General features: G+C 34.4%; 24 protein-coding genes. 11 read left to right on the forward strand and 13 right to left on the reverse strand.

Going from position 1 to position 23,997, the window contains the following annotated elements; genetic code table 11:
- Nucleotides 1-194 precede the first annotated feature (194 nt).
- The 11 genes from FLUTA_RS04040 (at nucleotide 195) to FLUTA_RS04090 (ending at nucleotide 12,737) form a co-directional block, all read left to right on the forward strand.
- Nucleotides 195-1,496 carry a hypothetical protein gene (locus FLUTA_RS04040; protein ID WP_013685579.1) on the forward strand — a complete coding sequence of 434 codons (1,302 nt, stop codon included), beginning with the start codon at nucleotides 195-197 and terminating at the stop codon, nucleotides 1,494-1,496.
- 218 nt (nucleotides 1,497-1,714) lie between these two features.
- Complete coding sequence (locus tag FLUTA_RS04045; RefSeq protein ID WP_013685580.1) at nucleotides 1,715-3,289, forward strand: IS1182 family transposase; 1,575 nt, start codon at nucleotides 1,715-1,717, stop codon at nucleotides 3,287-3,289.
- Nucleotides 3,290-3,352: 63 nt separating this feature from the next.
- On the forward strand, nucleotides 3,353-3,904 hold the full coding sequence (locus tag FLUTA_RS04050; protein ID WP_013685581.1) for a hypothetical protein: 552 nt from the start codon (nucleotides 3,353-3,355) through the stop codon (nucleotides 3,902-3,904).
- A gap of 379 nt (nucleotides 3,905-4,283) precedes the next feature.
- Nucleotides 4,284-5,273, forward strand: coding sequence for a hypothetical protein (locus tag FLUTA_RS04055; protein ID WP_013685582.1), 990 nt, complete (start codon nucleotides 4,284-4,286; stop codon nucleotides 5,271-5,273).
- A 63-nt stretch (nucleotides 5,274-5,336) separates the two neighbouring features.
- The gene (locus tag FLUTA_RS04060) at nucleotides 5,337-6,230 is read left to right on the forward strand and encodes a hypothetical protein (RefSeq protein ID WP_013685583.1); all 894 of its coding nucleotides are present in this window, start codon (nucleotides 5,337-5,339) and stop codon (nucleotides 6,228-6,230) included.
- A gap of 159 nt (nucleotides 6,231-6,389) precedes the next feature.
- On the forward strand, nucleotides 6,390-7,238 hold the full coding sequence (locus tag FLUTA_RS04065) for a DUF4304 domain-containing protein (protein WP_013685584.1): 849 nt from the start codon (nucleotides 6,390-6,392) through the stop codon (nucleotides 7,236-7,238).
- 123 nt (nucleotides 7,239-7,361) lie between these two features.
- Nucleotides 7,362-7,802: a hypothetical protein gene (locus tag FLUTA_RS04070; RefSeq protein ID WP_013685585.1), complete on the forward strand. Its 441-nt coding sequence runs from the start codon at nucleotides 7,362-7,364 to the stop codon at nucleotides 7,800-7,802.
- 36 nt (nucleotides 7,803-7,838) lie between these two features.
- Nucleotides 7,839-8,294, forward strand: a complete 456-nt coding sequence (locus FLUTA_RS04075) for a GyrI-like domain-containing protein (RefSeq protein WP_013685586.1) — start codon at nucleotides 7,839-7,841, stop codon at nucleotides 8,292-8,294.
- A gap of 31 nt (nucleotides 8,295-8,325) precedes the next feature.
- On the forward strand, nucleotides 8,326-8,949 hold the full coding sequence (locus tag FLUTA_RS04080; protein WP_013685587.1) for an NAD(P)H-binding protein: 624 nt from the start codon (nucleotides 8,326-8,328) through the stop codon (nucleotides 8,947-8,949).
- Nucleotides 8,950-9,014: 65 nt separating this feature from the next.
- On the forward strand, nucleotides 9,015-11,990 hold the full coding sequence (locus tag FLUTA_RS04085; RefSeq protein WP_013685588.1) for a sensor histidine kinase: 2,976 nt from the start codon (nucleotides 9,015-9,017) through the stop codon (nucleotides 11,988-11,990).
- Nucleotides 11,991-12,005: 15 nt separating this feature from the next.
- Nucleotides 12,006-12,737, forward strand: coding sequence for a LytR/AlgR family response regulator transcription factor (locus FLUTA_RS04090; protein WP_013685589.1), 732 nt, complete (start codon nucleotides 12,006-12,008; stop codon nucleotides 12,735-12,737).
- On the opposite strand, the gene FLUTA_RS04095 is transcribed toward FLUTA_RS04090, so the two are convergent.
- The 13 genes from FLUTA_RS04095 to FLUTA_RS04150 all read right to left on the reverse strand — a co-directional run bounded on the left by FLUTA_RS04095 (nucleotide 12,734) and on the right by FLUTA_RS04150 (nucleotide 23,975).
- Nucleotides 12,734-14,857, reverse strand: coding sequence for a type IA DNA topoisomerase (locus FLUTA_RS04095; RefSeq protein ID WP_013685590.1), 2,124 nt, complete (start codon nucleotides 14,855-14,857; stop codon nucleotides 12,734-12,736). The two genes, FLUTA_RS04090 and FLUTA_RS04095, sit on opposite strands and share 4 nt — an antisense overlap.
- Nucleotides 14,858-14,999: 142 nt before the next feature.
- Nucleotides 15,000-15,506 (reverse strand): dihydrofolate reductase, encoded by a 507-nt coding sequence (locus FLUTA_RS04100; RefSeq protein WP_013685591.1) that lies wholly within the window; start codon nucleotides 15,504-15,506, stop codon nucleotides 15,000-15,002.
- 40 nt (nucleotides 15,507-15,546) lie between these two features.
- The gene (locus tag FLUTA_RS04105; RefSeq protein ID WP_013685592.1) at nucleotides 15,547-16,206 is read right to left on the reverse strand and encodes a DUF4230 domain-containing protein; all 660 of its coding nucleotides are present in this window, start codon (nucleotides 16,204-16,206) and stop codon (nucleotides 15,547-15,549) included.
- Nucleotides 16,163-16,738: a DUF4230 domain-containing protein gene (locus FLUTA_RS04110; RefSeq protein ID WP_013685593.1), complete on the reverse strand. Its 576-nt coding sequence runs from the start codon at nucleotides 16,736-16,738 to the stop codon at nucleotides 16,163-16,165. Before FLUTA_RS04110 ends, FLUTA_RS04105 begins: the two co-directional genes overlap by 44 nt.
- 5 nt (nucleotides 16,739-16,743) lie before the next feature.
- Nucleotides 16,744-17,934, reverse strand: coding sequence for a M20 metallopeptidase family protein (locus tag FLUTA_RS04115; RefSeq protein WP_013685594.1), 1,191 nt, complete (start codon nucleotides 17,932-17,934; stop codon nucleotides 16,744-16,746).
- A 104-nt stretch (nucleotides 17,935-18,038) separates the two neighbouring features.
- On the reverse strand, nucleotides 18,039-19,013 hold the full coding sequence (locus FLUTA_RS04120) for an acyltransferase (protein WP_013685595.1): 975 nt from the start codon (nucleotides 19,011-19,013) through the stop codon (nucleotides 18,039-18,041).
- Nucleotides 19,014-19,035: 22 nt separating this feature from the next.
- Nucleotides 19,036-20,379: a sensor histidine kinase gene (locus FLUTA_RS04125; protein WP_013685596.1), complete on the reverse strand. Its 1,344-nt coding sequence runs from the start codon at nucleotides 20,377-20,379 to the stop codon at nucleotides 19,036-19,038.
- A gap of 96 nt (nucleotides 20,380-20,475) precedes the next feature.
- Complete coding sequence (locus FLUTA_RS04130) at nucleotides 20,476-20,793, reverse strand: rhodanese-like domain-containing protein (RefSeq protein ID WP_013685597.1); 318 nt, start codon at nucleotides 20,791-20,793, stop codon at nucleotides 20,476-20,478.
- Nucleotides 20,794-20,958: 165 nt separating this feature from the next.
- Nucleotides 20,959-21,687 (reverse strand): DUF4197 domain-containing protein, encoded by a 729-nt coding sequence (locus tag FLUTA_RS04135; protein WP_043024068.1) that lies wholly within the window; start codon nucleotides 21,685-21,687, stop codon nucleotides 20,959-20,961.
- 108 nt (nucleotides 21,688-21,795) lie between these two features.
- Nucleotides 21,796-21,912, reverse strand: coding sequence for a cysteine peptidase family C39 domain-containing protein (locus FLUTA_RS22015; RefSeq protein WP_148235387.1), 117 nt, complete (start codon nucleotides 21,910-21,912; stop codon nucleotides 21,796-21,798).
- Complete coding sequence (locus FLUTA_RS04140; RefSeq protein WP_013685599.1) at nucleotides 21,905-22,753, reverse strand: ATP-grasp domain-containing protein; 849 nt, start codon at nucleotides 22,751-22,753, stop codon at nucleotides 21,905-21,907. Before FLUTA_RS04140 ends, FLUTA_RS22015 begins: the two co-directional genes overlap by 8 nt.
- A complete protein-coding gene (locus tag FLUTA_RS04145) occupies nucleotides 22,753-23,721 on the reverse strand; it encodes a hypothetical protein (RefSeq protein WP_013685600.1) in 969 nt (322 codons plus the stop codon). Before FLUTA_RS04145 ends, FLUTA_RS04140 begins: the two co-directional genes overlap by 1 nt.
- Nucleotides 23,722-23,774: 53 nt before the next feature.
- Nucleotides 23,775-23,975, reverse strand: a complete 201-nt coding sequence (locus FLUTA_RS04150) for a hypothetical protein (protein ID WP_013685601.1) — start codon at nucleotides 23,973-23,975, stop codon at nucleotides 23,775-23,777.
- Nucleotides 23,976-23,997 lie beyond the last annotated feature (22 nt).

The following is a 23,997-nucleotide window of genomic DNA, read 5'->3' on the forward strand; positions in this document are numbered from 1 at the left end:
ATTAACCAATTACTGTCGAATATTTTTCGTTTACAAGTGGTTGTAATCGTTTTTTAAATTGATTTACAATTAGTTAAATGAAAAATTAAAATAAATTATTTTTCGAGAAAATTTTGAAATGGAAAGAAATTAGGAGGTAGAGAATGGATTTTATTTTGATTATATTCGTCAATAAATAAGTTACCTGACATTTTATGACCGAAAACGACGAGATTAGAAATCAATTCTTAAATTCCTTAAAACTTGGAACAGGAAAAACATATCTTATTCTGAAGCAGAATCCTTCAATTGATTTTAGTGATTTAATTGTAAAAGGTGCTGTTGAGAATTTCGCATATGATGCCCAATCCGAAGGAAGTCGCGCAAATTATATTTTTAAATTAATCCAAAAATCAAAGCAAAGAGAAAAAATCACTTCTACAATTCTGACTAAACTTGTAAGTAAAAAAACTGATGACTATGGACTTGACCAATTGTGTGATTTAGCAGTTTTATTTCATAAAGAGGGTAATTTAAAGGCAAAAGATGCTTTATACAAACGCTTTGAAAAAAATATTATTGATGGATATGAAATTTGTGGACAAAGTCAAATGATGGAAATTGATGGCTTAAATGGAGTACTCAAATATGCAGAAATTATTGGAGAAATATTAAGTAAAGATGTAGATGATTATGAAGAAAGTTGGAGAATTGACTCTTTTCAAAAAGATAATAAACAAATAGATGTTTACAAAGAAATTGAAAAAGCTAGTAAAGAAAATATATTTATTGAAGTTTTTTATAAATCAATATTAGAACACAAATGGAAAATTCCAAGAAGAAAAAAAACTAAACGTTTTACTTACGAAATTGTTAAAGAAAAAATCGATACTGAAAAATTTTTCTTTATTTCAAGTGAAAAAGCAAATGAACTTTCAGTATTTGATGTTGAAAAATTGGCAAATGAATTTTTAATCGAGAAAAACATTACTCGAAAAGTACACTATTTAAGTTTCTTTTCAAAAAGAAAATTTCCTTTTGACTATAAACCAATCCTAAAAATTGCAAATAGTAAAAGTCCGAAAAATTCAAGATTGAATGAATATGTTTTTGAATGTTTACAATATTTTTCTGCAAAAGAGATTAGAGATATTGCAATTGAAAAACTTAAATCCGAAAAGAATACTACGGATTACTTAAATCTTTTAGTTGGCAATTACGAAATTGGAGATTATAAAATTTTAAATGATATCGCAGACAAATCAGACGATTACGATTATATACATTCAATCGTATTTGGTTTTTTAGATATTTACAAAGCAAATAAAACAAAAGAATGCAAAGAACCTTTAGAAAAAATATACCACAAAATGAATTGTGGATTACATCGTGATGATATTTTAGAGGTTCTAAATGAAAATGGTGTTTTATCTAAAGAAATATTAACCGAAATGGAATTTGATAGCGATGAAAAAGTCAGAAAGATGTTTCGGAAAATAAGAAAAAACGTCAGGTAACAGCCGTTTGGCGAGATTGCGAATTTTGTGGTAAATTCACGTTTACATTTCGCAACAAATTTTATATTTAACCGAAAATAATCAGTTCCGAAGTTCGCAACCTCGCCAAGCGCCGGAACGTCAAACTGTCTAAAAACCCTTCCTTTTTCCAGAAACGAATTTTCATAAAAATCAACCTTTTTTGATTGCCAAAAAACTGATTTTAGCTATCTTCAAGTATGAAATTCATTCAAGGAAAAGATCGAAATCAGACAGAGTTTTTCTGTTTAGATCAAGCGGTTTCAGAAGACAATGAAGTGCGATTAATCGATTTGTTTGTTGGAGCCATAAAGCTTTCAGATTATGGTTTCGATATGTCGTTTATAGAGAACGGTCGGCCAGCTTACCACCCCGCTGATTTATTGAAACTCTTTATTTATGGGTATTTGAACCGTGTTCGTTCATCCCGACAATTGGAAAAGGAATGCAAACGTAATATTGAACTGATGTGGCTCATGAAAGGTTTGGCGCCCGACCACAATACGATTGCCAATTTTAGAAAAGATAACCCAAGAGCTATCCGAAAAGTGTTTCATGCAACGGTTTCGCTTGCCAAAAACTTTGAATTGATTGGTGGAAAATTACTGGCTGGTGATGGAACCAAGTTGCGTGCACAGAACTCGAAGAAAAACAACTTTAACGAAAAGAAAATTGAGCGTCATATTGCTTATATTGACGACAAACTCAATGAATACAGTGCTATCCTGGCAAGTGAAGACAATGATTTAACAGCGGAGAAAAAGCAGGAAATCAACGCTAAAATCGATAAGCACAAGCAGTACAAGAACAAATACGAAGCATATAAAAAGCAACTCGACGAAACTGGACAAGTACAAATTTCAACTTCCGATCCCGACAGCAGACAAATGATTGTGCGCAATAACATAACTGAGGTGGCATATAATGTTCAATCGACCGTTGATGCAAAACACAACATTCCAATTGATTTTAAGGTCACCAATAAAAACGATTCAAAAGCCATGGGTGCAATGGCTCGCAGGGCTAAAACCATTCTTGGAAAATCAGATTTCACAATACTTTTCGATAAAGGCTATCATACTGGAACCGAATTCGATTACGCACACAAACAAGGGGTAGAAGTATTGGTAGCTTTCCCTGATGTTGCTTCACATGCTCCAGATATTTCCTTTGATGTAGAACATTTCAACTACAATAAGGAGCGCGATGAATATACCTGTCCAGCTGGAGAGTTGCTCACCACAAACGGTCGTTGGTACAACAAGGCAAGCGGGAAAACGATCAACCGCGTAAAACACTATAAAACAAAAGCTTGTTTGACATGCAGTCTTTTTGAAAAATGCACACGCAATAAAACGGGGCGTTTCATCGAGCGTTCGGAACACATGGATTTAATTGACGCAAACAAAAAACGACTTCAACGAAACATGGAAACTTACCGCAAACGACAAGCAATCGTGGAACATCCGTTCGGTGTCATAAAGCGTCAATGGGATTTTTATTATGTGATGACTAAAAAGACAATGAAACATGCAACTGCAGATGTTGGATTGATTTTTACCTGCTACAATTTGCGTCGAATATTCAATTTACTTGACCAAAATGAGCTCAAAAATTTCTTAAGAGAACTTGGTTTTCTATTTTTGATTCTGAGCAGCCATTTCAAGACGATTTGCGAAGATTTTAAAGAAAGGATTTACTCCGAAACATTTTGTGAAACAAGTTATACAGCGCTCTTAAAACAGGTATATTTATCCAAAAAACAGATTGTTTAGAATCTTAAAATGGGTTTTTAGACGAACTGACGTTGTGCGTCATTATAAAAGCGACAGAAATATATGGAATTTTCGGAAATACAATTAACGGTTGAAATGAATTCATTCGTTGATTATCTTAGTGAAGATGACGATATTATTGATGAAACTGAAGATTTTAAAATATTGAGACAGTCATTGGGTATTGAATTGGACATTTGTGCTTTGCATAATATTTATTATTCCAATGGACGTGTTGGGTATAATGGAAATATTCATGTTTATTTTAATAGCCAAAGAAAAGATACATTCTTATTATTGGACTTAGGTTCAGAAGCAGATGGTTTTGATTTAGTGCATATGGTGATTAGATATCAAAGAGATAAAAAGAGTATTATAAAGCCGTTATCAAGGAAATTTTATGATAGAACTGAACTAGACATTTTTTATCTAGAGGGTATGACAATCGAACGTAATTCACGCTTAATGACTGATTTGAGTAAGTATCCAAAAAAGAAGAATATTTCGAGTTTAGAATATTTACAGGATATAGAATTTTACCAAGAAGGAGAAAAGATAGACTTTAAAATTGACTTGACAGAAATTTATTCATGGCCATTTACGAAAGAAAAATAACGAACGCACAACATCGGTTTGGCAATATGGCGGTTGAAGTACTTCTATGAAACATTTGTGCAAGGTTCAACATTTGTAATTCATTCAAGGAAAAGATCGGAGTCAAACGGATTTTTTTGCATACAATTTGCGTCGAATATTCAATTTACTTGACCAAAATGCACTCAAAAATTTCTTAAGAGAACTTGGTTTTCTATTTTTGATTCTGAGCAGCCATTTCAAGACGATTTGCGAAGATTTTAAAGAAAGGATTTACTCCGAAACATTTTGTGAAACAAGTTATACAGCGCTCTTAAAACAGGTATATTTATCCAAAAAACAGATTGTTTAGAATCTTAAAATGGGTTTTTAGACGAACTGACGTTAGCGGTAATATTAAATGAAGAAAGACGGAATAAATATCATTGGATACATTGAACAGAAATTTTCAAATCCAAAACCTGTGTCATACTCAAATGGCAATGGATTTGAACTCAAGTATTCAGAAGAAGATGAAATAAGAATGGGGTTATGGGCAAGTGACCTATCTGTTTATAAAAACCAAGAAAATGTTTCAACCAAAATATTGACGAAAAACTTTTTAGCGACTTCACCTAATAAATATGATGCATTTTCTTTCAGTGGCAGATATTGTTTAATACCAACTTGTCCTATCCTTGACAACCCATCTCTCATCGTTGTGGACACCGAAAACTTAACTAAAAAAGAATTAAATATAAAAGGAGCATTAATGAGTAATCAGTTTGCTCCTGACACAGAAAAAGTGTTAATCACAGGTTACACTCAAATCTTCATTTTTGAGTGTGATAGTAATCGAACTGTAGAAATTGAGATACCATACAAGACTAATGAAATCGAGTATGCGTATTGGACAAACCCAACAACAATTAGATTAATAGTTTCATCGAGAACAGACAGAGTTCAAAGAATCATCAATTATAAAATTGATACCAAGGAATACGAGATATTCGAGATTGTTTCACCAGGTGAGGTATTCGGCTTTGAACCTATGGAAGAGATTACTAAATCTGACTATTTCTGTTTATTCAATGCAAAAGGATATTCTTCAGCAGCTGTTGGGAGACTTTTAAACCAATGGACTTTTATCGATTTTGATACTGAATCAAGCATTTATAAATTGAGAACAAATGTTCCCGTTTCTGGCATTTTTTATAGTAAAATTTGGAAAATGAAGGGAATAAAAACAGTCCAACAAGATGTCGAGTTCGACTTTAACAGTAAAGGAATAACAGGAAAAGAAAACACTACTGCTAACATTGGCTATACGGCAATGGCAGATGAAGTGCAAGAAGGAAAATCCGTAATTAAATCAAATTTTTGGTCAAAGGTGAAAAGTATGTGGTCTTAAACCGCCACTGCGTATAGCCAAAAACCTTTACCAGCAACCATTTACCAAAATATCATCAAAAAAATGAACTCTGAAAAAGTAATTGAAAAAGCGAGAGAACTTATTGAAAATGGTAAGCAGGATTTTACTAATAAAACCAATTACGAAAAATATCGTTGGTTTGACAATGAATATTATGTTTCATATTTTGATGCAATCAACCTTTTGTTAGAAAACGGTTTTGTAAAAAACATTGACACTAAAATACAGAACGCTTATTTTGACATTATTCCTGAACCTGAAATTTTCACAAAAAACAAAGAACAATTTGATGATCTTTATTCACAAGACGAAGCATTAAGAATTTCTTCTGCAAAGCATTTTAGCAAATTAGCAAGAGATGAGGGAAGCGTTTTTAGAGGTATGCTTTTCAGGTATCCGAAAACATTTGAATTACTTTTCCCAGCATTAAAAGATGAAAATCTAAAAATTGTAAGAGATGTAATTATAACATTAGGTTCTGCATATGATCGCTACTTCAAAGACCCAAGAGTAGAAACAGAATTGTATAAATTCTACAATCATAAAGACAAAGAACTTTTGACTTTTGCTATTATTTGGACATCAGGAATTGAGAAAGATAATAAATTTGACTACATTTTTCCACTACTTGAGAGCAAACAAACTTCAAAAATTTTAGAGGCGTTGTGTTTGCATTTTAGAGATGTCACAAAAACAGATTTAAATAAAAAAGCATTGCCTATCCTAATTGAATACTTAGGAAGAAAACTAACCGCTTCAACTAAAAATAGAATTGTAAGAACAATTATTGGAATACTTGCTGACGATACTATTGAAATCTTTAATGGTAAAATCAATCTTAAAAACAACAGCGAACTAAGCAATCTTTTTAAAGAATGCATAAATTTATATTGTTCGAAAGAGCGAATAGAATATTTAACTGCCAAAATATTGTAGAATATGGCAGCAGCAGGTAACATAGGTTTGGCAATGTGGCGGATGAAGTGCTTCTATGAAACATTTGTGTAAGGCTCAACAGCAGTAATTCTATTGAGCTTTTGTACTAAAAACCCGCCCATCGCAAAGCCCGAAAACGTTAACAGTAAATTGATTGACATGTTTAAATTTTTCCGTTCAAATAAAAAAAGTCATAACCTACCAAAGAGGTATTGGACTTTTAATGAACTTTCAGAGAAGGAAAGAAGCGAGATAACATCTAAAATTTTATATCATAATATCAAAAGTTCTGAATTCAAAAAGAGTATTACTAAATATCTCACACCAAAGTTAAGAGAGTTAGGATTTAAAGGTAGCGGAGGTAACTTCAAAAAAACATCAGGGCATTACATTCACACAATACAGCTCTTTGGCAGTAAGTATGGTGGTGAAGGTTATGTTGAAATTGGTGTTCATCTTGATTTTTTGCCTGACAGTATACATCAACCGATAGATTACACAAAAATTAAAACAATTGATTGTTTTACAAGGCATTCTCTTCATCTTGAAAATGGGAAGCAAATGGTTGATTATGGAGCCAATGAATCAGAAACAAAAGAGTCAATTGAATTGATCTATAAAATGATTATTGAAGATGCATTGCCATACTTCGAGTTATTTAATGACTTTCCCTCTCCGTTTGATAAAATTTCATTGAGTGATTTAACGACGGATAATTCCGAATTCGATAAATACCGATTATCAGGAAAAACTCTTCTGATAGCTCGAATTAAGCTCTGGATGGGACAAAAGGAGGAAGCTGCTAAAATCTCCGAGTATGGAAAAACTCAAGTTAATGGTAGACAAGGTTCTGGATTAATTATTTATTTCGATAAAATAATTAATGGAGATGAAAATTTTTATTTGAATGATCAAGAAAAAGTCATCGTACAAAAGGAACGTGAAAAGCAACCACGAGAAAAAGTGCATTTTTTAGAGGAACTAAATCGGATTGAATCTCTGCGATAAAGTACCGAGTAACTTATCAGAAAAAGCACTCGTGCAGAGCATCATCTGAAAGATCAATCAGCGCTACATTTATTTCGAAGGAAATACTTAAATTCATCCCCAAAACAGCATTTCTAGTAAATTATGAAAACAGTCTTATTCCTTGCTTCTTGCATCTTACTTTCAGCTTGTTCATCAAGTTCAATCAAAGAAAACATCAACAAAGCTGGTGATGCGGCTGGACAAACAGCTGGCGAATTCATCGAAGGAGCTTCTAAAGGAGTTCAAAAAGCCTTTGATGTAAATATTACTATTGATTCTAAATTGGCGGCCAAAGGAATTGAATGTGGAAAAACACAAGTTGCAAGCGATTCTCTTGGTACTGATAATTTGTTGATTGTTTACGTCATTTTCAACGAAAATTTCAAAGGAAAATTAACCGCAAAAGCATTTGATGATAACTCGCTAGAAATGGGCAGATCTAGCGTTCAAATCCAAGGAAAAAAGGACGAAGCAAAATATGTTGAATTCCATTTTGACCCACGAACAAACTTAGATAGCAAGCATCAATTAACGGTGGAGTAATCTACTCACACTATTCATTCGACAACACATTCAAACATGATTCAGCAAAAAGGATTCAAAATCATCGGAATTTCAGTAGAAACATCCAATCAGGGAGGTGAAGCTTCTTCAGCTATTGGAGCACTTTGGGGACAATTTATTTCAGAAAATTTACTTTCTAAAATCCCCAATCAACTCGACTCTGATATTTTGTGCATTTACACCAATTATGAAAGTGATTACACTGGTAAATACACTTGTTTCCTTGGCGTAAAAGTAAGTTCTTTGGAGAAAATACCTGAAGGATTGGTTGGTCAAGAATTTGAAGGTGGGAAGTTTCAACCGTTTCTTGCTCAAGGCGAATTTCCACAGGCAATCGTTGATACGTGGCAATCAATTTGGGACCAAGATAAATCGTTAAATCGAAGTTATACCTACGATTACGAAGTCTATGACGACAAATCGAGACAAGGAGAAGAATCCGAAGCAGCAATTTTCATCGCAATAAACTAGTTTTCACATTATAATCCTGTAAATTTAGTACATGACAATTTGTATCTCTGGAGCAAGTGGTTTGGTAGGAAATGAACTTCTCATTCAACTACTGAATGATTCTCGTACTGAAAAAGTACTTGTCTTGGCACGGAATCCATTGGGATTTGGTCATCCAAAGATGCAAGTTGTACTTGTTGCTTTCGAAGACATCGAGAAATTGGAAGTCACTGAAAAAATAGATATCGGATTCTGTGCGCTTGGAACAACTCTTCGAAAAGCTGGAAGCAAAGAAAAGCAACAACAAATAGACCGCGATTTTGTGATTTCATTTAGCAAGTTCTGCAAAAAATCAGGGGTACAAAACATAGGAATCGTTTCATCGATTGGTGCCAACGAAAAATCCTCTAATTTTTACCTCCGTACAAAAGGACAGATGGAAAGTGGTGTCTCTACTGTTGGAATTCCAACAACCGTTTTTATTCGCCCGTCATTTTTGATTGGTCCCCGAAAAGAAAGAAGTATTCGTGATAAACTCGTTCAACTGCTTTCCTTTATCATCAGTCCACTACTGTTTGGAAAAGCAAAAAAATACCGAGGAATCCATGCGTCCCGCGTTGCACAATCCTTGATAAAAGCAACTATCAATAAATCAGAAGGAATTCACTACGTATAGTTAAATCTTAAAAATTGATACAGTAGTATTACTTTAGCAGGATGTTACTGAAATTAAACAGTTGTATGAGAGCTTTCAAAGTCAATTCTTGGCTCGTATTTCTATTTTTTTTCATTACCTGTCTCAATCAAAAAGCGAATGCTCAACCACTTGGAAAATTAATCGAATCTACATTAGATTACAATTCTCCCTTTACCATTCGAGTTTTTGGAACAGAAGATGGAGTTCCTCAGCATCAAATCTCTTCGATGATTCGGAACAAACATGGACTTTTAATTATTGGAACAGCGAATGGGCTAGTTGAATTTAACGGTCAAAGCTTTTCAGATATCAATCCAACAGATGAAAGTCGTAAAATGCTCTGTGGGGATTTATACATTGATGAAAAAACGAACATTCTTTATGGTCTAGATCTTAAATCAAGATTATATATTATTTCACCATACACGAAGGAATTGTTCAAAGATGAGAACCAAATAGCCAAAATGCACCATGATTCGCTCATTTTCATTACTAAGAAGAATGAATTCAGAATTGCAAAGATTGGATCAACAAAAAGCAGACTCATCAGCAAAATAAGTCCTCAAAAAACAATTCTTGGTTGTGGAATTGCCGACGACACTCCATTTTATTCAAATTTAGAAGGAAGTTTTTTTCTCATCAAGGGCAAGTGGGTAAAACTCACAAATGAAATTTTTTCGAAATCTAAAAAAAATCAATACACTGGACAATATTATTTACTGGGAGTAAGCAGCCTCACCTCCTTTGAAAATGGAAAACTTAAAATTGAATCCTTTCAAGAGAACACTGCGGATTATTTATTCACAGATATCGCATTTAGCCCAGCTGGTGAAACATTCGTATCCTCTCATCAAGGCCTTTTCTACCGCAATAAAAAGCATTCCCTATTTGAATCATTAAATTCAAATATTCCAACCAAATTGATTTTATCTTTGGAATATAATACAGATGAAAACTTCTTGTTTGCGGGAACCACTAATAAAGGTCTTTTCCAAATAAAAGAAAAATCGTGTATTTCATTTTTTGATGAGAGTGTTCTCAAAGAATCTTCGTTGAGTTCTATTGTTAAAAATGAACAGGATGAACTACTTATTTCAGGAACTTTTTCAAGTATTTTCGCCTTAAAAAACTATTCGTTATCTAAATACATCAATTTTCACACGGACTTTTCTACACTTGCCACTATTAATGGAGAAATCTGGGCTGGAACATGGGGATCAGGAGCATTTGTAATCAGAAACCACCAAATCATTAGACAAATCAAAGATCCTTTTTATGGCGCTCCAATATTGGCAATGTTCCAAGATCGAAAAAAAAGAATCTGGATCGGAAGTGAAGATGGATTAGCAGTAGGAACCAACGAAAAAAGCTTGAAGCAAATAGCTAAAAAACAAAAAATCGGATTAGTCATTTGCATCTATCAATTAAAAAATGGAGACATTCTTGTTGGCGGTGAAAATGGATTCTATATTTTTTCGGAAGATCTCCAGCTGAAAAATCAAATTGGTATTCGAAATGGGTTAAGCGGAAAAGAGGTTCGTTCTTTTCACGAAAAAGAAGATGGAACTTTTTACATTGGAACATACGGTGGAGGATTGTATTATTGGGACAATAAAAAGCTTCTCTCCATCAATCGAATGAAAAATTGTTTGTTAGATAACGACATTTTCACTTTAGCTCCTGACAAAAAAGGGAACTTATATATCTCTTCAAATCATGGTTTGTATGTAATCAATGAGAAAAAAATGGAGGATTTTATCCAACATAAAATCAATTTTCTAATTCCATTCCGCGTAGGTCATGATGATGGAATTCTTAATACGGAGTTCAACGGAGGTTTTCAAAATAATTATTTCACTCCCGATAACAAACATTTTTATTTTCCGAGCATACAAGGACTAGTTGTCTGTTTTCTAGAAATTCCAAAATACCGGAAGCTAAAACCATTTCTAAAAGAAATTTTAGTGAATGATAAAATTCAAAAACTAAGTAATCACGTCTTTTCAAGAACTACACATACAATCAATCTGAAATTCAACTGTCCGAATTTTACAAACTTTTACAATCTCTATTATCAATACAAATTAGTAGGCCCCGATTTAAAGGAAATGTGGAGCGTTCCAACCAAGAAAGGAGAAATCAGTTTTCGAATGCTTCCTCCTGGAGAATATACCGTTTACATGCGTGGAATAGATGGCTTTAATGACCAAAATCCCCGCGAAATAAGTTATTCGTTTAAGATTGAAAAGCATATTTACGAGACCCTTTGGTTTCGATTAGTTGCTTTTGGATTAGTTTTTCTGCTCATCTTTCTCTTGACCTATAAGCGCATTCAGATTTCAAAAGACCAAGAATTAAAGGAAAGTGAGCACAAAAATACCATGTTTGAATTGAAGTTAAAAGCAATTCAGGCAAAAATGAATCCGCATTTTATTTTCAACTGTTTGAACAATATTCAATACTTAATTGTGATGGGAAAACAAGAAGAAGCAGAGTTTGCTCTTAGTGATTTCTCGGGGTTACTTCGGAAATTTTTGCAACAGAGTGATCATTCATTCATTACATTGAGAGATGAAGTAGAATTACTCAAATCCTACATTTCTGTAGAACGCTTCCGATTTGAAGAAGGATTAAATGTTGAAGTAAAAATACCCGAAAATCTTCTTCATTTAAAAATCCCAACACTCTTGATTCAACCAACGGTAGAAAATGCAATCGTTCATGGATTAACTCATAAAAAAGGAGACAAAAAATTGATTATCAAAGGTTACAAAGAAAATGATTCCATTATTTTGAAAATTGAAGACAATGGGATTGGGAGACAAGAAGCAAAAAGAATAAACACCTATCGAGCAAATCACATTTCACATGGTTGGAATATGGTTCTTGACAAGATTAATTTATTGAAGGCAAAATATCAATATTCAGTTATCTTTGAAATTATAGACAAGCCTGATAATAGTGGAACAATTGTTATATTTAAAATTCCACTGGTACTTGAAGAAATGCTTGAAAATTAATGAATTCTTAAAATAGTGAAGGTTCTTATACTTGATGATATCCGGATTAGCAGAGAAGGTTTAGCCGCTTTGCTAAATAAAATTGATCCTTCGATTGAAATCGCTGCTAGCGTTGCAACATTAGAAGAAGCGAAACAAGCATTTGATGAAAAAACCATCGATGTAGCTTTTTTAGATATTCAATTACAATCAGGAACTAGTTTTGATTTAGTGGATGAGATTCCCTTTGAAACGAAAGTTGTTTTTATTACTGCCTACGATGAGCATGCCATTTCTGCGATTCGCAAAGGTGCTTTTGATTATTTATTGAAACCCATCAATTCAGCAGATTTAAGGAATTGCATTCAGCGTATTTACGACGTGGATTCTCAAACAAGCGAGTCAATAGAAACTACTCAAACAAAAACAGATGATCCTTTAATAAATCAAGATATCATTGGTATAACAGGAATTGATGCAATCACTTTTTTGAAAATTGAAGATATTCTTTATTTAAAAGCGGATGGAAAATACACAATGATTCAAACAACCAAAGAGCACATTACAAGTTCCAAGAATTTAAAGGTTTTTGAAAACATGTTGCCCGAATCAAAATTTATGCGGGTTCACCATTCTTTTCTATTGAATTTGAAATTCATTACTAAATATCAGAAGGAATACAACACCTTGGTTCTTGAAAATGGAGCGCAAATTCCAGTTTCAAAGTCGCGCAAAGAACTCTTAATGCAGCGCTTGATGCATGTTTAAAGAACCGTAATATTGAAACTTTCATCCAAAGCAATCGACCCTTCAATGACTTGATGAGAACCTGGAATAGCTAAACCTTTCATTTTACCCGTTTTTCCTTTGGAAATCAAATCAATGAGTTGTTTTTCGGTTAGTTTCTTTCCAAGTAATTCAAAAGGAACCATGAATCCACACACCTTGAAATTACTACAGCCAACACCTTTTTTACCCGTCATCAACTTGACCGATTTACATTTCGGACAATCAAGATCCTCAATAGATTGCTTTTCGACCTTCTTGCGTTCTTTCTTTTCCTTCACCACTTGAACTGGCGTATCGCTATGCAATTGAATGCGAATTGGAGCCTGAGAAAAAATCACCTCATCCGTTAATTCGCGCACCATAACCATTAATTCCCGCTTGAATTGTTCCAAATCGTATTCGCCTTTCTCGATCAAACGTAATTTACGTTCCCATTGCCCTGTTAATTCAGCACTTTTCAGAAGTTCACTTTGGATTGTATCGATTAAACCCATTCCAGTGCTGGTTGGAATCAGGTTTTTCCGTTTTTTCTCAATGTACTTGCGTTTAAACAAGGTTTCAATAATATTCGCTCGAGTTGCTGGTCTACCAATTCCATTTTCCTTCATCATATCGCGCAATTCCTCATCATCAACCATTCTACCCGCAGTTTCCATTGCTCTGAGCAAAGTTGCTTCGGTATACGCTTTTGGAGGACTTGTTTTTCCTTGGTGAATAAATGGTTCATGCGGCCCACTTTCCCCTTCTTCAAAATGAGGCATCGTTTGCTCTGGTTTTTCAACCGTTTTTTTACCTTCCGAATCAGAGTCTTTCGTTTCTTCCCAAACAACACGCCAACCTGGTTCGATAATTTGCTTTCCAGTAGCTTTGAATTCAATTTGTCCAACTTTCCCTAAAACAGTTGTATTCGAAACTTTACATTCGGGATAAAACGCAGCAATGAATCGGCGAACAATCATATCGTAAATCTGCTGCTCTGGATGACTCAAACCATTGGGTTGAATTCCTGTTGGAATAATTGCATGGTGATCGGTTACTTTTTTATCGTCGAAAACCGTTTTCGCCTTTGGAATTGGCTTATTCAACAGAGATTCAGTGAATCGGGAATAATAGGTTAATCCTTTCATGATTCCCTCAATCTTCGGATGCAAATCTTCACTCAAATAAGTAGTATCGACCCTTGGGTAAGTCACCAATTTCTTTTCATACAAACTTTGAATGAGCTTCAAGGTTTCATCTGCCGAATTTCCAATTTTCTTATTCGATTCCACTTGCAAAGACGTTAAGTCAAATAAACGCGGATTTCCCTCTTTCCCCTCTTTTTGTTCGAAGGAAGTTATTTCAAAAGGATGTTCTTTCAAATAAGCCAAGCCTTTATCTGCTCGCTCTTGAGATTGCAAACGGTCAATAACTGCCGAAAATTCTGTTTCTCTATAATTCGTTTTCAACTCCCAATATTCATCAGAGCGAAAAGCATCAATTTCCTTTTGTCGACCAACAATCATTGCCAAAGTGGGCGTTTGAACGCGACCGATGGATAATGTAGCTTTTCCTTGACCAAATTTCTTCGTAAACAAGCGCGTTGCATTCATTCCCAATAACCAATCTCCAATTGCTCGTGCACTTCCGGCAGAATACAAGTTTTTATACTGTTCACCTTCTTTCAGCGATTGAAATCCTTCTCGAATCGCTTCTTCGGTAAGTGAAGAAATCCACAAACGCTTCATAGGAACTTTGCATTTTGCTTTCGACAAAACCCAACGTTGGATCAATTCTCCTTCTTGTCCAGCATCCCCGCAATTGATAACCTCATCACAATTAGCAACGAGCTTTTCAATGATGGAGAATTGCTTTTTCACACCTGCATCATCAATGAGTTTGATTCCGAATTTTTCAGGAATAATGGGCAAGTCTTCTAACTTCCAAAATTTCCATTTTTCATGATAATCGTGTGGCTCTTTGAGTGTGCAAAGATGACCAAAAGTCCAAGTTACCCAATAACCATTTCCTTCGTAAAAGCCATCATGACGCTGTTTTGCACCAATGACTTCTGCGATATCTCTAGCAACGGATGGCTTTTCGGCAATACACAACTTCATAACTAGCAAAGTTAGTGAATGCGCAATGGGAAGACAAGGTGGTTTTGAACAAAATGAGGAAATGTTTCAACAAAACTTCATGATATCATGTTTTCGTTATATAACGAAACAACTTTGTCAATCAGCTAATTAACAACGAGGGTTATTTCTTGACATACTTCATTACCTGAAAACTCACCGCATGCTTCTCATCCACTTCCTGCTCAAAAACAGTTTCCGTATTCCAAAGTGATTCATCAAATTCCGGAAAGAATGTATCTGCGCCGTAAGTATGATCGACATGAGAAATAAATAGTTCATCAACGATATCCAAGGCCATTGCTTCTTTGTAAATCTGTCCGCCACCAATAATAAAGACCGTTTTATCAGTTTCGTTTTCATAGTGCTTTAAACATCCTTCCAAAGACGAAAAAACTAGTGCACCAGGAGCCTCGTAATCGGTATTTCGAGTCAAAACAGCATTTTCCCGGTTTGGTAAAGGACGAAAACGCTCTGGAATGGAATCGTAATTTTTGCGACCTGTTACGATAATATGACCGGTTGTGGTTTCTTTAAAAAACTTCATATCCGCAGGCAAATGCCACATCAAATCGTTGTTTTTTCCAATTCCTCGTTCGTTGTCCATTGCAACGATTAATGCTATTTTCATGGGTTTATTTTGAGACTTCAATAAAATTCAAATTCTTGAATTACTTACTGAAGGAAATAACTACTATTTTATCTGTTCGAACCAACCCTCTGATGGCTTTTTCCAAAGGAGCTTTTGCGCGTTCTGGCAATTTCAACCGATTTCCTGATACAATCATTTTATTGCGGGCTTTTTTCTGCAAATGCGTTCGTTCGTAATCGTTCCATTTACCGTTTTCCAAATACACTTCAGTCCCTTTTGGATTCAAGGAAATTGAAAGTAATTCTGGTTCAGGAATTAAAATTTCCAGGGTATCTCCTTTTGGGATAAATTGAAAATCTTTTCGTTTCAAATCAACACCATATAACAATTCCCCACGAACAATGAGTGTGAGTCTTCGTTTGACGCCACTTGGATTCAATCCATTTTTGAGTTGATCAATATCCAATAGCTTATCAAGTGTTCCAGAATAAAATTCATCTTGAGATTGATAGTACTCCACACTATCAACGACCGCCTCATCCTGAAATTTAAGGGTATTCAATTCCAAAATAGCCCGAATTTGCTCCACTTTTAATGGCGTTTCATCCAGAATGATCTCTTCTTTAGATTCGGCTTTGAAAAACAGTCTGTAAACCAAATATGAGGCAATGGCTATTCCTGCTATCAACGCCAATCTAACGATCAATGTTCGTATTTCTTTTATCCTTTGGCGTTTCATGCACGATTACTTGTTCAAATCCTAAATTCTTGTAAAAGTCTGTAATGAAGGTTTTCGCATTTCGTTCCGCTTCATTCAATATATTCAATTTTCGGAGATCTTTTCGAATCGACTCCTCTCCTTTCTGCAAAACTTTCGATTTATCCACTTGCGAAAAATCAGATCGAAAACCACTCACATCGGTCATTTCTGTACGAATCAGATCTGGATTCATAACAAAAGATACAATTTCAGGTGGTGGAAGTTGAATTGTTATTTTTTTTCCTTCAATCTGAATATCCGAATCTTTGATGGAGTTCAAATTCACTCCAGCTTTGACTGTAGCTTTACAGCTCAAAAGTATTTTACGATCCCCAAACTTATACCATTCTCCTTCATCATTCCACTTGATAATTTTACCAAGCGTATACTCGGTAGTTGAAAGCGTACCGATTGATCGAATTTGGTAAACTTCGGTTTGTTGCACCTCATTCTCATCTCCACAAGAAGTAAGCAACAAAAACACCAAACTTAGTACAAACCAATTTTTCATAACTCTTATTCAAAAGCAGCTAAACACATTGCTTGCATTCCAACAATCAATGCTTTGCTGTCAATATCAAATTTCGGATGATGTACACCATAAACAATGCCTAATTCTTCATTTCGAACTCCCAAACGGAAAAAACAAACTGGAATTTCCTGTGCGTAGAACGAAAAGTCCTCTGAAGTTAAGCGAATAGGCAATTCCTCGACTTTATTCTTTCCAAAGAAATTAGTGCTTCGAGCAATCATTTTCTCAGTCAAAACAGTATCATTTTCCAAATAAGGATATCCTTTGGAAATTTCCAAATCAGCTGTTGCACCAAACTGCTCACATGTTGCATGAACGTGTTTTGCAATCATCTCTAAAGCTTCCTTTCTCCAATCCTCATTCATGGTACGGAAAGTTCCCTTCAAAATTGCTTTTTCTGGAATTATATTCGTTGCTCCGATGGCTTCAAAATGCCCAAAAGACAATACACAAGGAACTTTTGGGTCACATTTTCGACTCACAATTTGTTGCAAACCTGTCAACAGTTGCGCACCAACCATAATCGGATCGATGGTTTGATGTGGAGTTGCTCCATGCCCACCTTTTCCGTTGATTGTCAAATAAATTTCATCACAAGAAGCCATGTACAATCCCGGTCTAAAACCTACTCTACCCGTTTCCATTTCTGGAAAAACATGCAGTGCAAACAATTCATGAACTGGTGGATTTTGTAAAGCTCCATCAGCAATCATCAAAGAAGCCCCCCCTGGATTCTTCTCTTCTCCGGGTTGAAAAAACAACTTAATCGGATGCTTCAACAATTCTTTATTCTCCCAAATAATTTCTGCTGCTCCTAATAAAATAGCTGTGTGAACATCATGCCCACAAGCATGCATCACACCTTCATTTTCTGATTTGTAATTACTATTGTTTTGTTCTAAAATGGGCAACGCATCTAATTCAGATCTCAAACCAATACACGAATCATTTTCAGTATGTTTAGAAGAACGGATTATTGCTAAAATTCCAGTTCCTGCAACTTCTTTCTGATAAGGAATTCCGATTTTTTCCAATTGCTCAGCAACAAAGCTCATCGTCTTGAATTCGGCATAAGACAATTCGGGAAAACGGTGCATGTGCTCTCTGTATCCCTTTACTTTATCAAAAAGTTCCGTTGATCGAGTTCGAATAATATGCTGAATTGCTGAATCCATTTATTTCAATTATGACTACCTATCAAAAATACAAAAACAATTATGAATGCCGAGTTACGAATGCCGAATTGTGAAAAGTTGGCTTTGACTCTACTAAAAACTATCTACTCCGCAACAAGCAAATTACAGCCGCGCACATCTGAGTGATCAAAACGTCCCATCAACCTTAATTTGCCCTTTTCCATTCGGCCTAAATCTTGTGTTTCGATGAAAGCACAGGAATAAATATTGGCTAAATCTATCACATTCACACCTCCTGTTTTGTCTTCTTTTACCAATTCAAATGGATCATTCACTTCTCTTAAAGAAATTTTCATCCAAGCAGGCAATTCGAACATACCATTTTTATCACTGTAAGCCTGAGAAAGCAATTCACACATTCCATATTCGGAAGCAATGTAATCACAACGAAATCCAGCGACCAATTCTTGATGCATTTCTTCTTTGGTCATTTCTTTGCGTTTACCTTTCATTCCACCTGTTTCAATCACCGTTACATCGTGAAGGTCTGGTTTCATTTCCGCTAAATCGAGCAAAGCATAAGACACTCCAAACAGAACTAATTTCTTGCCCGTTTTTTGCCCTTGTGAAATGGCTTCCAATAAACTTTCAGGACTCTCCAAATAGTAACCAGATAGCGAATTATTCGTTCCTTCAATCAATTTATCAACCATATAAACCAAGCTAGATTCTCCCTGAGAAACATAATTTGGCAATAAAGCAAAGATGATTTGGTCTTCCAATTTCCCCAAAAACTGTTCGTAGGTAGGAATGAAAGAGCGCTCGTAAATAGAAACGTCCGCTACAAAATGAGCGCTTCGGGTCATCCCTGTAGTTCCACTACTTTTAAAAACCTGCTGAGCCATTTTGTTTTCAGCGATTATTTGATGGCTTTTGAAAAAGGCAATGGGCAAATGAGGGATTTCAGAGAAATGTTTCGGTTCAGGTCTATTGATTAACTCCAAAAACGTTTTGTAAACAGGAACATGCTCCTTTTGGAAATGAAACACTTCCAAAGCACATTGATTAAACTCTTCTTCTGTTTGAATGGAAAAAACACGATTAATGAGGTCCTGCATACTTCCTATAGATAAGCTGATTTCACTTCAATGGAAGTTTAATGGTAAAAGTTGTTCCTTTTCCAATTTGACTTTTCACCTGAATAGTTCCGCCATGCTCTTCCACAATTAACTTCACATAATAGAGTCCTAAACCAAAACCTTTGACATCATGTAAATTTCCTGTTGGGACGCGGTAAAATTTATCAAAAATCAACTTGATATCTTCTCGTTTCATTCCAATCCCATTATCGGAAATAGATAAATTGAAGCCATTCGAATCGTTCCACGTTCGGACTACAATTTGAGGAATCTGATTACAGTATTTCACCGCATTATCCAACAAATTGTAAACCACATTGGTAATATGAACCTCATCCACCATCAAGGTATCTTTAACCGCATCTAAAACCAGTTCAATTTCACCACCTTGATCTGTCTGATTGAGATCAAAACTGTCTTTCGCTTCTAAAATCAAATCATGAATGGAACACGATTCTTTCTTTAAGGATAATTTTTCCTTATCCAATTTAGCAACATTCAATACGCGCTCCACCTGATTTTCCAAACGCTTATTTTCCTTGTAAATAATTTCAGCATACCGATGCAAGCGCTCTGGATCATCTTTAAAATTTCCACGTAAAAGCAATTCACTAGAAAGACCGATAGTAGAAATCGGGGTCTTCAATTCATGCGTCATATTATTTATAAAGTCTGTTTTCACTTCCGAAAGTCGTTTTTGCTTTAAAATGACATTCAACGTAAATAAGAAAAATACAAACAAGAGAAAAAGAATCACAAACAGATAAATCCAAGGAGAAACATCTGTCTTCAAAACCTCTATGGGGGAAGAACTTACATTTGGAAAAAGGACGGTGAAATAATGTCCGTCTGTTTTCCATTTCAGCTGATTGGATGTTTTTCCAACCGAGTCATTATTTGTAACCGAATACAAAGAATCTTTGGTGTATTTAATCAAGTTACCAAAAACAATGGAATCTGAATAACAGTCATAAATTCCGTAAACAAAATCCTGATTTAAGCTCTGATTATCGAATTCTCTTTTCAGTAATTGCTCCAAATAATATGGATGTAATTCTTCTTCAATATCTACCGAAAAATAATTGGATCGTATTTGTTTGACCGTTCCATACAAGTTTGCGCTGATATCATCTTTGGTATTGAGTTGCTCCAATACATCTCTCAAAGCAATATGCGCCCGTTCGGAAAACTGTTTTAAATTTAAGCTGTCTTCCCGTTCTTGGATCTGAACAGTAATCAATTGAGCTTCTGTTGTTTTGTGAATCCAAAACAATTGTATTCCAAGAACACTCAGTAAAGAGAGTATCCCAAGAATAATAACGGTATTGATTGTTCTGCGATTCACTTTACAGGTTCAAAAGATGTTCAAAATACTCGCGCTAAAGACTCAGCGCAGCGTTGAAAAGGTTCAAAGTTTCAACTTTAGAACTCTTTAACTTTATTAGTATGCTTCAATCGAAGGATCAACTTCTTCAATCCAAGCTAAAATTCCACCTTCTAGATTGTACAAATTCGTATAACCGTGTTCTTGTTCCAAAAACTGGATAACGTTTGCGCTTCTCTTTCCAGAACGACAATGAACAACTACTTTTTTGTCTTTATCAATTTGTCTGAATTCCGCAGGAACCTCGTTCATTGGAATTAAAATACCATTCAAGGTACAAATGTCATTTTCATACGATTCGCGAACATCAATTAATTGGAAATCTTCGTTTGCATCTTTCCACGATTTCAATTCTGTAACTGTAATACTTTTCATATTCTAAAAGTGTTCAAAGAAGTTTAAAAGTTCAATTTAGAGATCTCGTTTGAACTATTTAAACCTTTCTTCATATAAATGGAATAAAGCGACCAAATTGATCGCTTTACAAAATTACTCAATATGCCCGAAAGAATATTCATTCCCAAGGTGTTTAACTACTTTTTAGCGTTTTCCAAATACTTTTTGAAGCAAAGCAGTTACTTGCGCAGCTGGATCCTTACGGATTTTCGCTTCTTGTTCACTGATTAACAACATCAATCCATTGATTGCTTTTGCTGTGACATAAGCTTCCAAATCCGGATTTTGTTTCTTAACCAAAGGAATTTTATTGTATTTCGTCACCAAAGGATTCCAATATTCGGTTACCTTCACTTTATCCATTGCTGCCTTAACAATTGGCTTAAATTTCTCCGTTAACTGAGGTGTAGTTTTATCTCGCAAATAATGAGTCGCTGCAGTGTCACTTCCATTCAAGATTGCAAAACCATCTCCAACCGACATTCCAGTTACTGCTGAAGCAAAAATATCATAGGCACTTTTCGCAGCTTCCTCAGCCGCACGATTCACCGATTCTTCAAATTTTGTGATTTGGGTTTGCATCCCCAAGGAAACCAATTTACTTTTCATTTCATTTGCCTCTGGAGGCCAAGGAATAAAAATCTTCTGATTCTTATAAAAACCGTCCAATAAACTTGCAGAACTAGCTGCTGATTTCGCTCCAGTTGTTAATGCTTCACGCAAACCACTTACTACTTCGTCATTGGTTAAAGAACCTTTGGATGTAGAAGAAGTAGTCAATTCTTTTCCTCGTGAAAGTGCTTTTCCGAGAGTTTGAGCCGTTGACAAATAACTCGTGCTGATTACTAATGCGATTGCGATACTGATTTTCATATTGAATGATTTTAAGTCTTTACGAATCTGCTGTTGCAGATTTCTTTTATAACCAATGCTTTTCTTTTTAACGTTTGAAAACATGATTTCGTATTATACAAGAAAACTTCAACTACAATAACTAGACCATTTAATTTTTCCAAAGAAATGCTTCGCAATCATCCGAAGGCATATTTGACCGCAGTCCATCGTGTCTGGTTGTTGGTAGAAAGCAAATTTATTCATTTTCAGAATAGATTAAGTCGAATGATCCTGAATTTAATCCTAGTTTTCTCATTAGTAAACGAAGTTTATTTTCTATTTCAATAGGTAAGGTAAATGGTAAAATACGGTTTGGCTTAGTTTTGTCATAATGTCTAAAATCCAATGAAGTTTGTACATTGTTTTGACTAATTATGGCGGAAGAATAGAAAATGTCACCATGATAAACAGATCTTATTTCAAATTTTTTTACAATTTGTTCTTGAACAAGAGTGTAAAAAAAAGACTCTGAAACGTCATTTTCGTTCAATAAAGCGGTAAAAGCAGAATAAAAAGATGTTTTATTTATGTTTTCAATTGGCATAATTTCGAAAATCGGTTTGCTGATAAGGTCTTTTGACTGTCTAAATTCCTTTAGGTCACTTTTTTTAGTAACAATAGATGTATTTGGAATGGAAAGACCTGTTTTTTGCGCTTCAATCAGAACTATTAATTTATTTATTACGCCAACAAAATTCCCAACAACTATTTTTTTCATTAATGAATGCTTAATAGCTTTTTCTATTGTTTCAATTTCATTTTCCAGATAATTCTCATATTGAAAATTAGAATTCCTTTCGATTCCAAAGTCGAAAATTTTAAGTCCACCTCTTCGATACCAGACACTTGAAATTTCAGAATATTTAATTACATTCTCACCGACTTTTGCTTCCCAATAAATATTGTTGGAATTAAGTATTTCAAATGTTTGTAGAAGAAGTTTATCCTCAGGGTTTAATCGAATAAATTTTTTATTCAAATACATCAACCAATTAATAACAGCCGTTGTTGATGGATCGTTTTCAATACTGAAAATAAGTACCATTATTCATTTTTAAAATTGCAAAACTCTTCACTAGTCAAAAATCGATATTGTTGTTGCTTTTGTAGCATGTTTAAGGGGGAAAGAAATAAAAATTGTCTCAATGAATCTACTTCTTTTTCAGACAAATTTGGATGAAAAGGGGGAAGTAAAACTTGTTTGTTTTTTCTATCATATTTTAGACCATAATTAAAATAAATATTAGGATAATAAAAATTACAAAGTTGTTGTTTTTGATTGTCTAATCCCAAGATATGACCTTCAGAATCAATTTTGAACAGATAACCTTTGGAAATTGCAGCTCGTTCTACAATTGCAGCTCCAACCATTCGATTCAATTTACCTTCTTTTATCATAGTTTGAATGGTGTTGAATTCAGAACTTAGGTTATTCCATCCAGCATGAATTAATAATATTTCCAATTGCCCATAGTTTTTGATACTTAGATTATTACGATCAAAATAATCAGATCTATCGTGCATAAAACGGATTAAAATCTTTGCATTCTTGCTATCCACATAATCCACTTTTTTCGGAAAATAACGTCTAGCAATTTGATCCCGAAATAACATCCATTTAAATATTTTTGGTTTTAAAATTGGTTTCAACTTATGATCTCGATAAATTTTTCGGAGTTGTTTTTTGGAGAAGGGAATATTTCTTCTTTTGCACAAGGCAAAAATTTCCTTTTTTCTTTCACCAATAGAAAAAGTTTGCGCAATTAACAAAGTATCCAAGATTTTATGTTCTAAGTAATATGGATAAATCGCACTTGAATAATCCGTATCAAATCCTACAGATGCACTGAATGCTTTTTGATAGTATAAATTCGTGGAATCTATTTTGCCCTGTGATCGATAAAATTCTGCAGAGTCAATACATGTATAGTAAAAACTATAATTTAATTGACTGAATGCTTTTGTGGAAATTAAAAAACTAAAAAATATTACTATTATTTTAAAATATTTCATTGATTTGGAGATAATAAGAGAGGTACATTAAATGTACCTCTCTTTAGACCTAATTAACCTACATTATAATCGTAATGACTAGGTTCGTTTGTAATGTCATTACCTGTTTCATTATTTTTCTTTAAAATGTAATAAGTGTCAGTTTGAACTTGACCCCCAGTCATAGAACTTGTTTCGTTAGTTTTCCATGCTCCCCCAGTTACATCATTTAATTGATTGATTTTGAAAACTTCAAGATTATTTAACTTTTTCATGTTTTTTCCTTCCTACTCATAC

Source organism: Fluviicola taffensis DSM 16823 (genome assembly GCF_000194605.1).
In the GTDB taxonomy this organism is placed as follows: domain Bacteria; phylum Bacteroidota; class Bacteroidia; order Flavobacteriales_D; family Crocinitomicaceae; genus Fluviicola; species Fluviicola taffensis.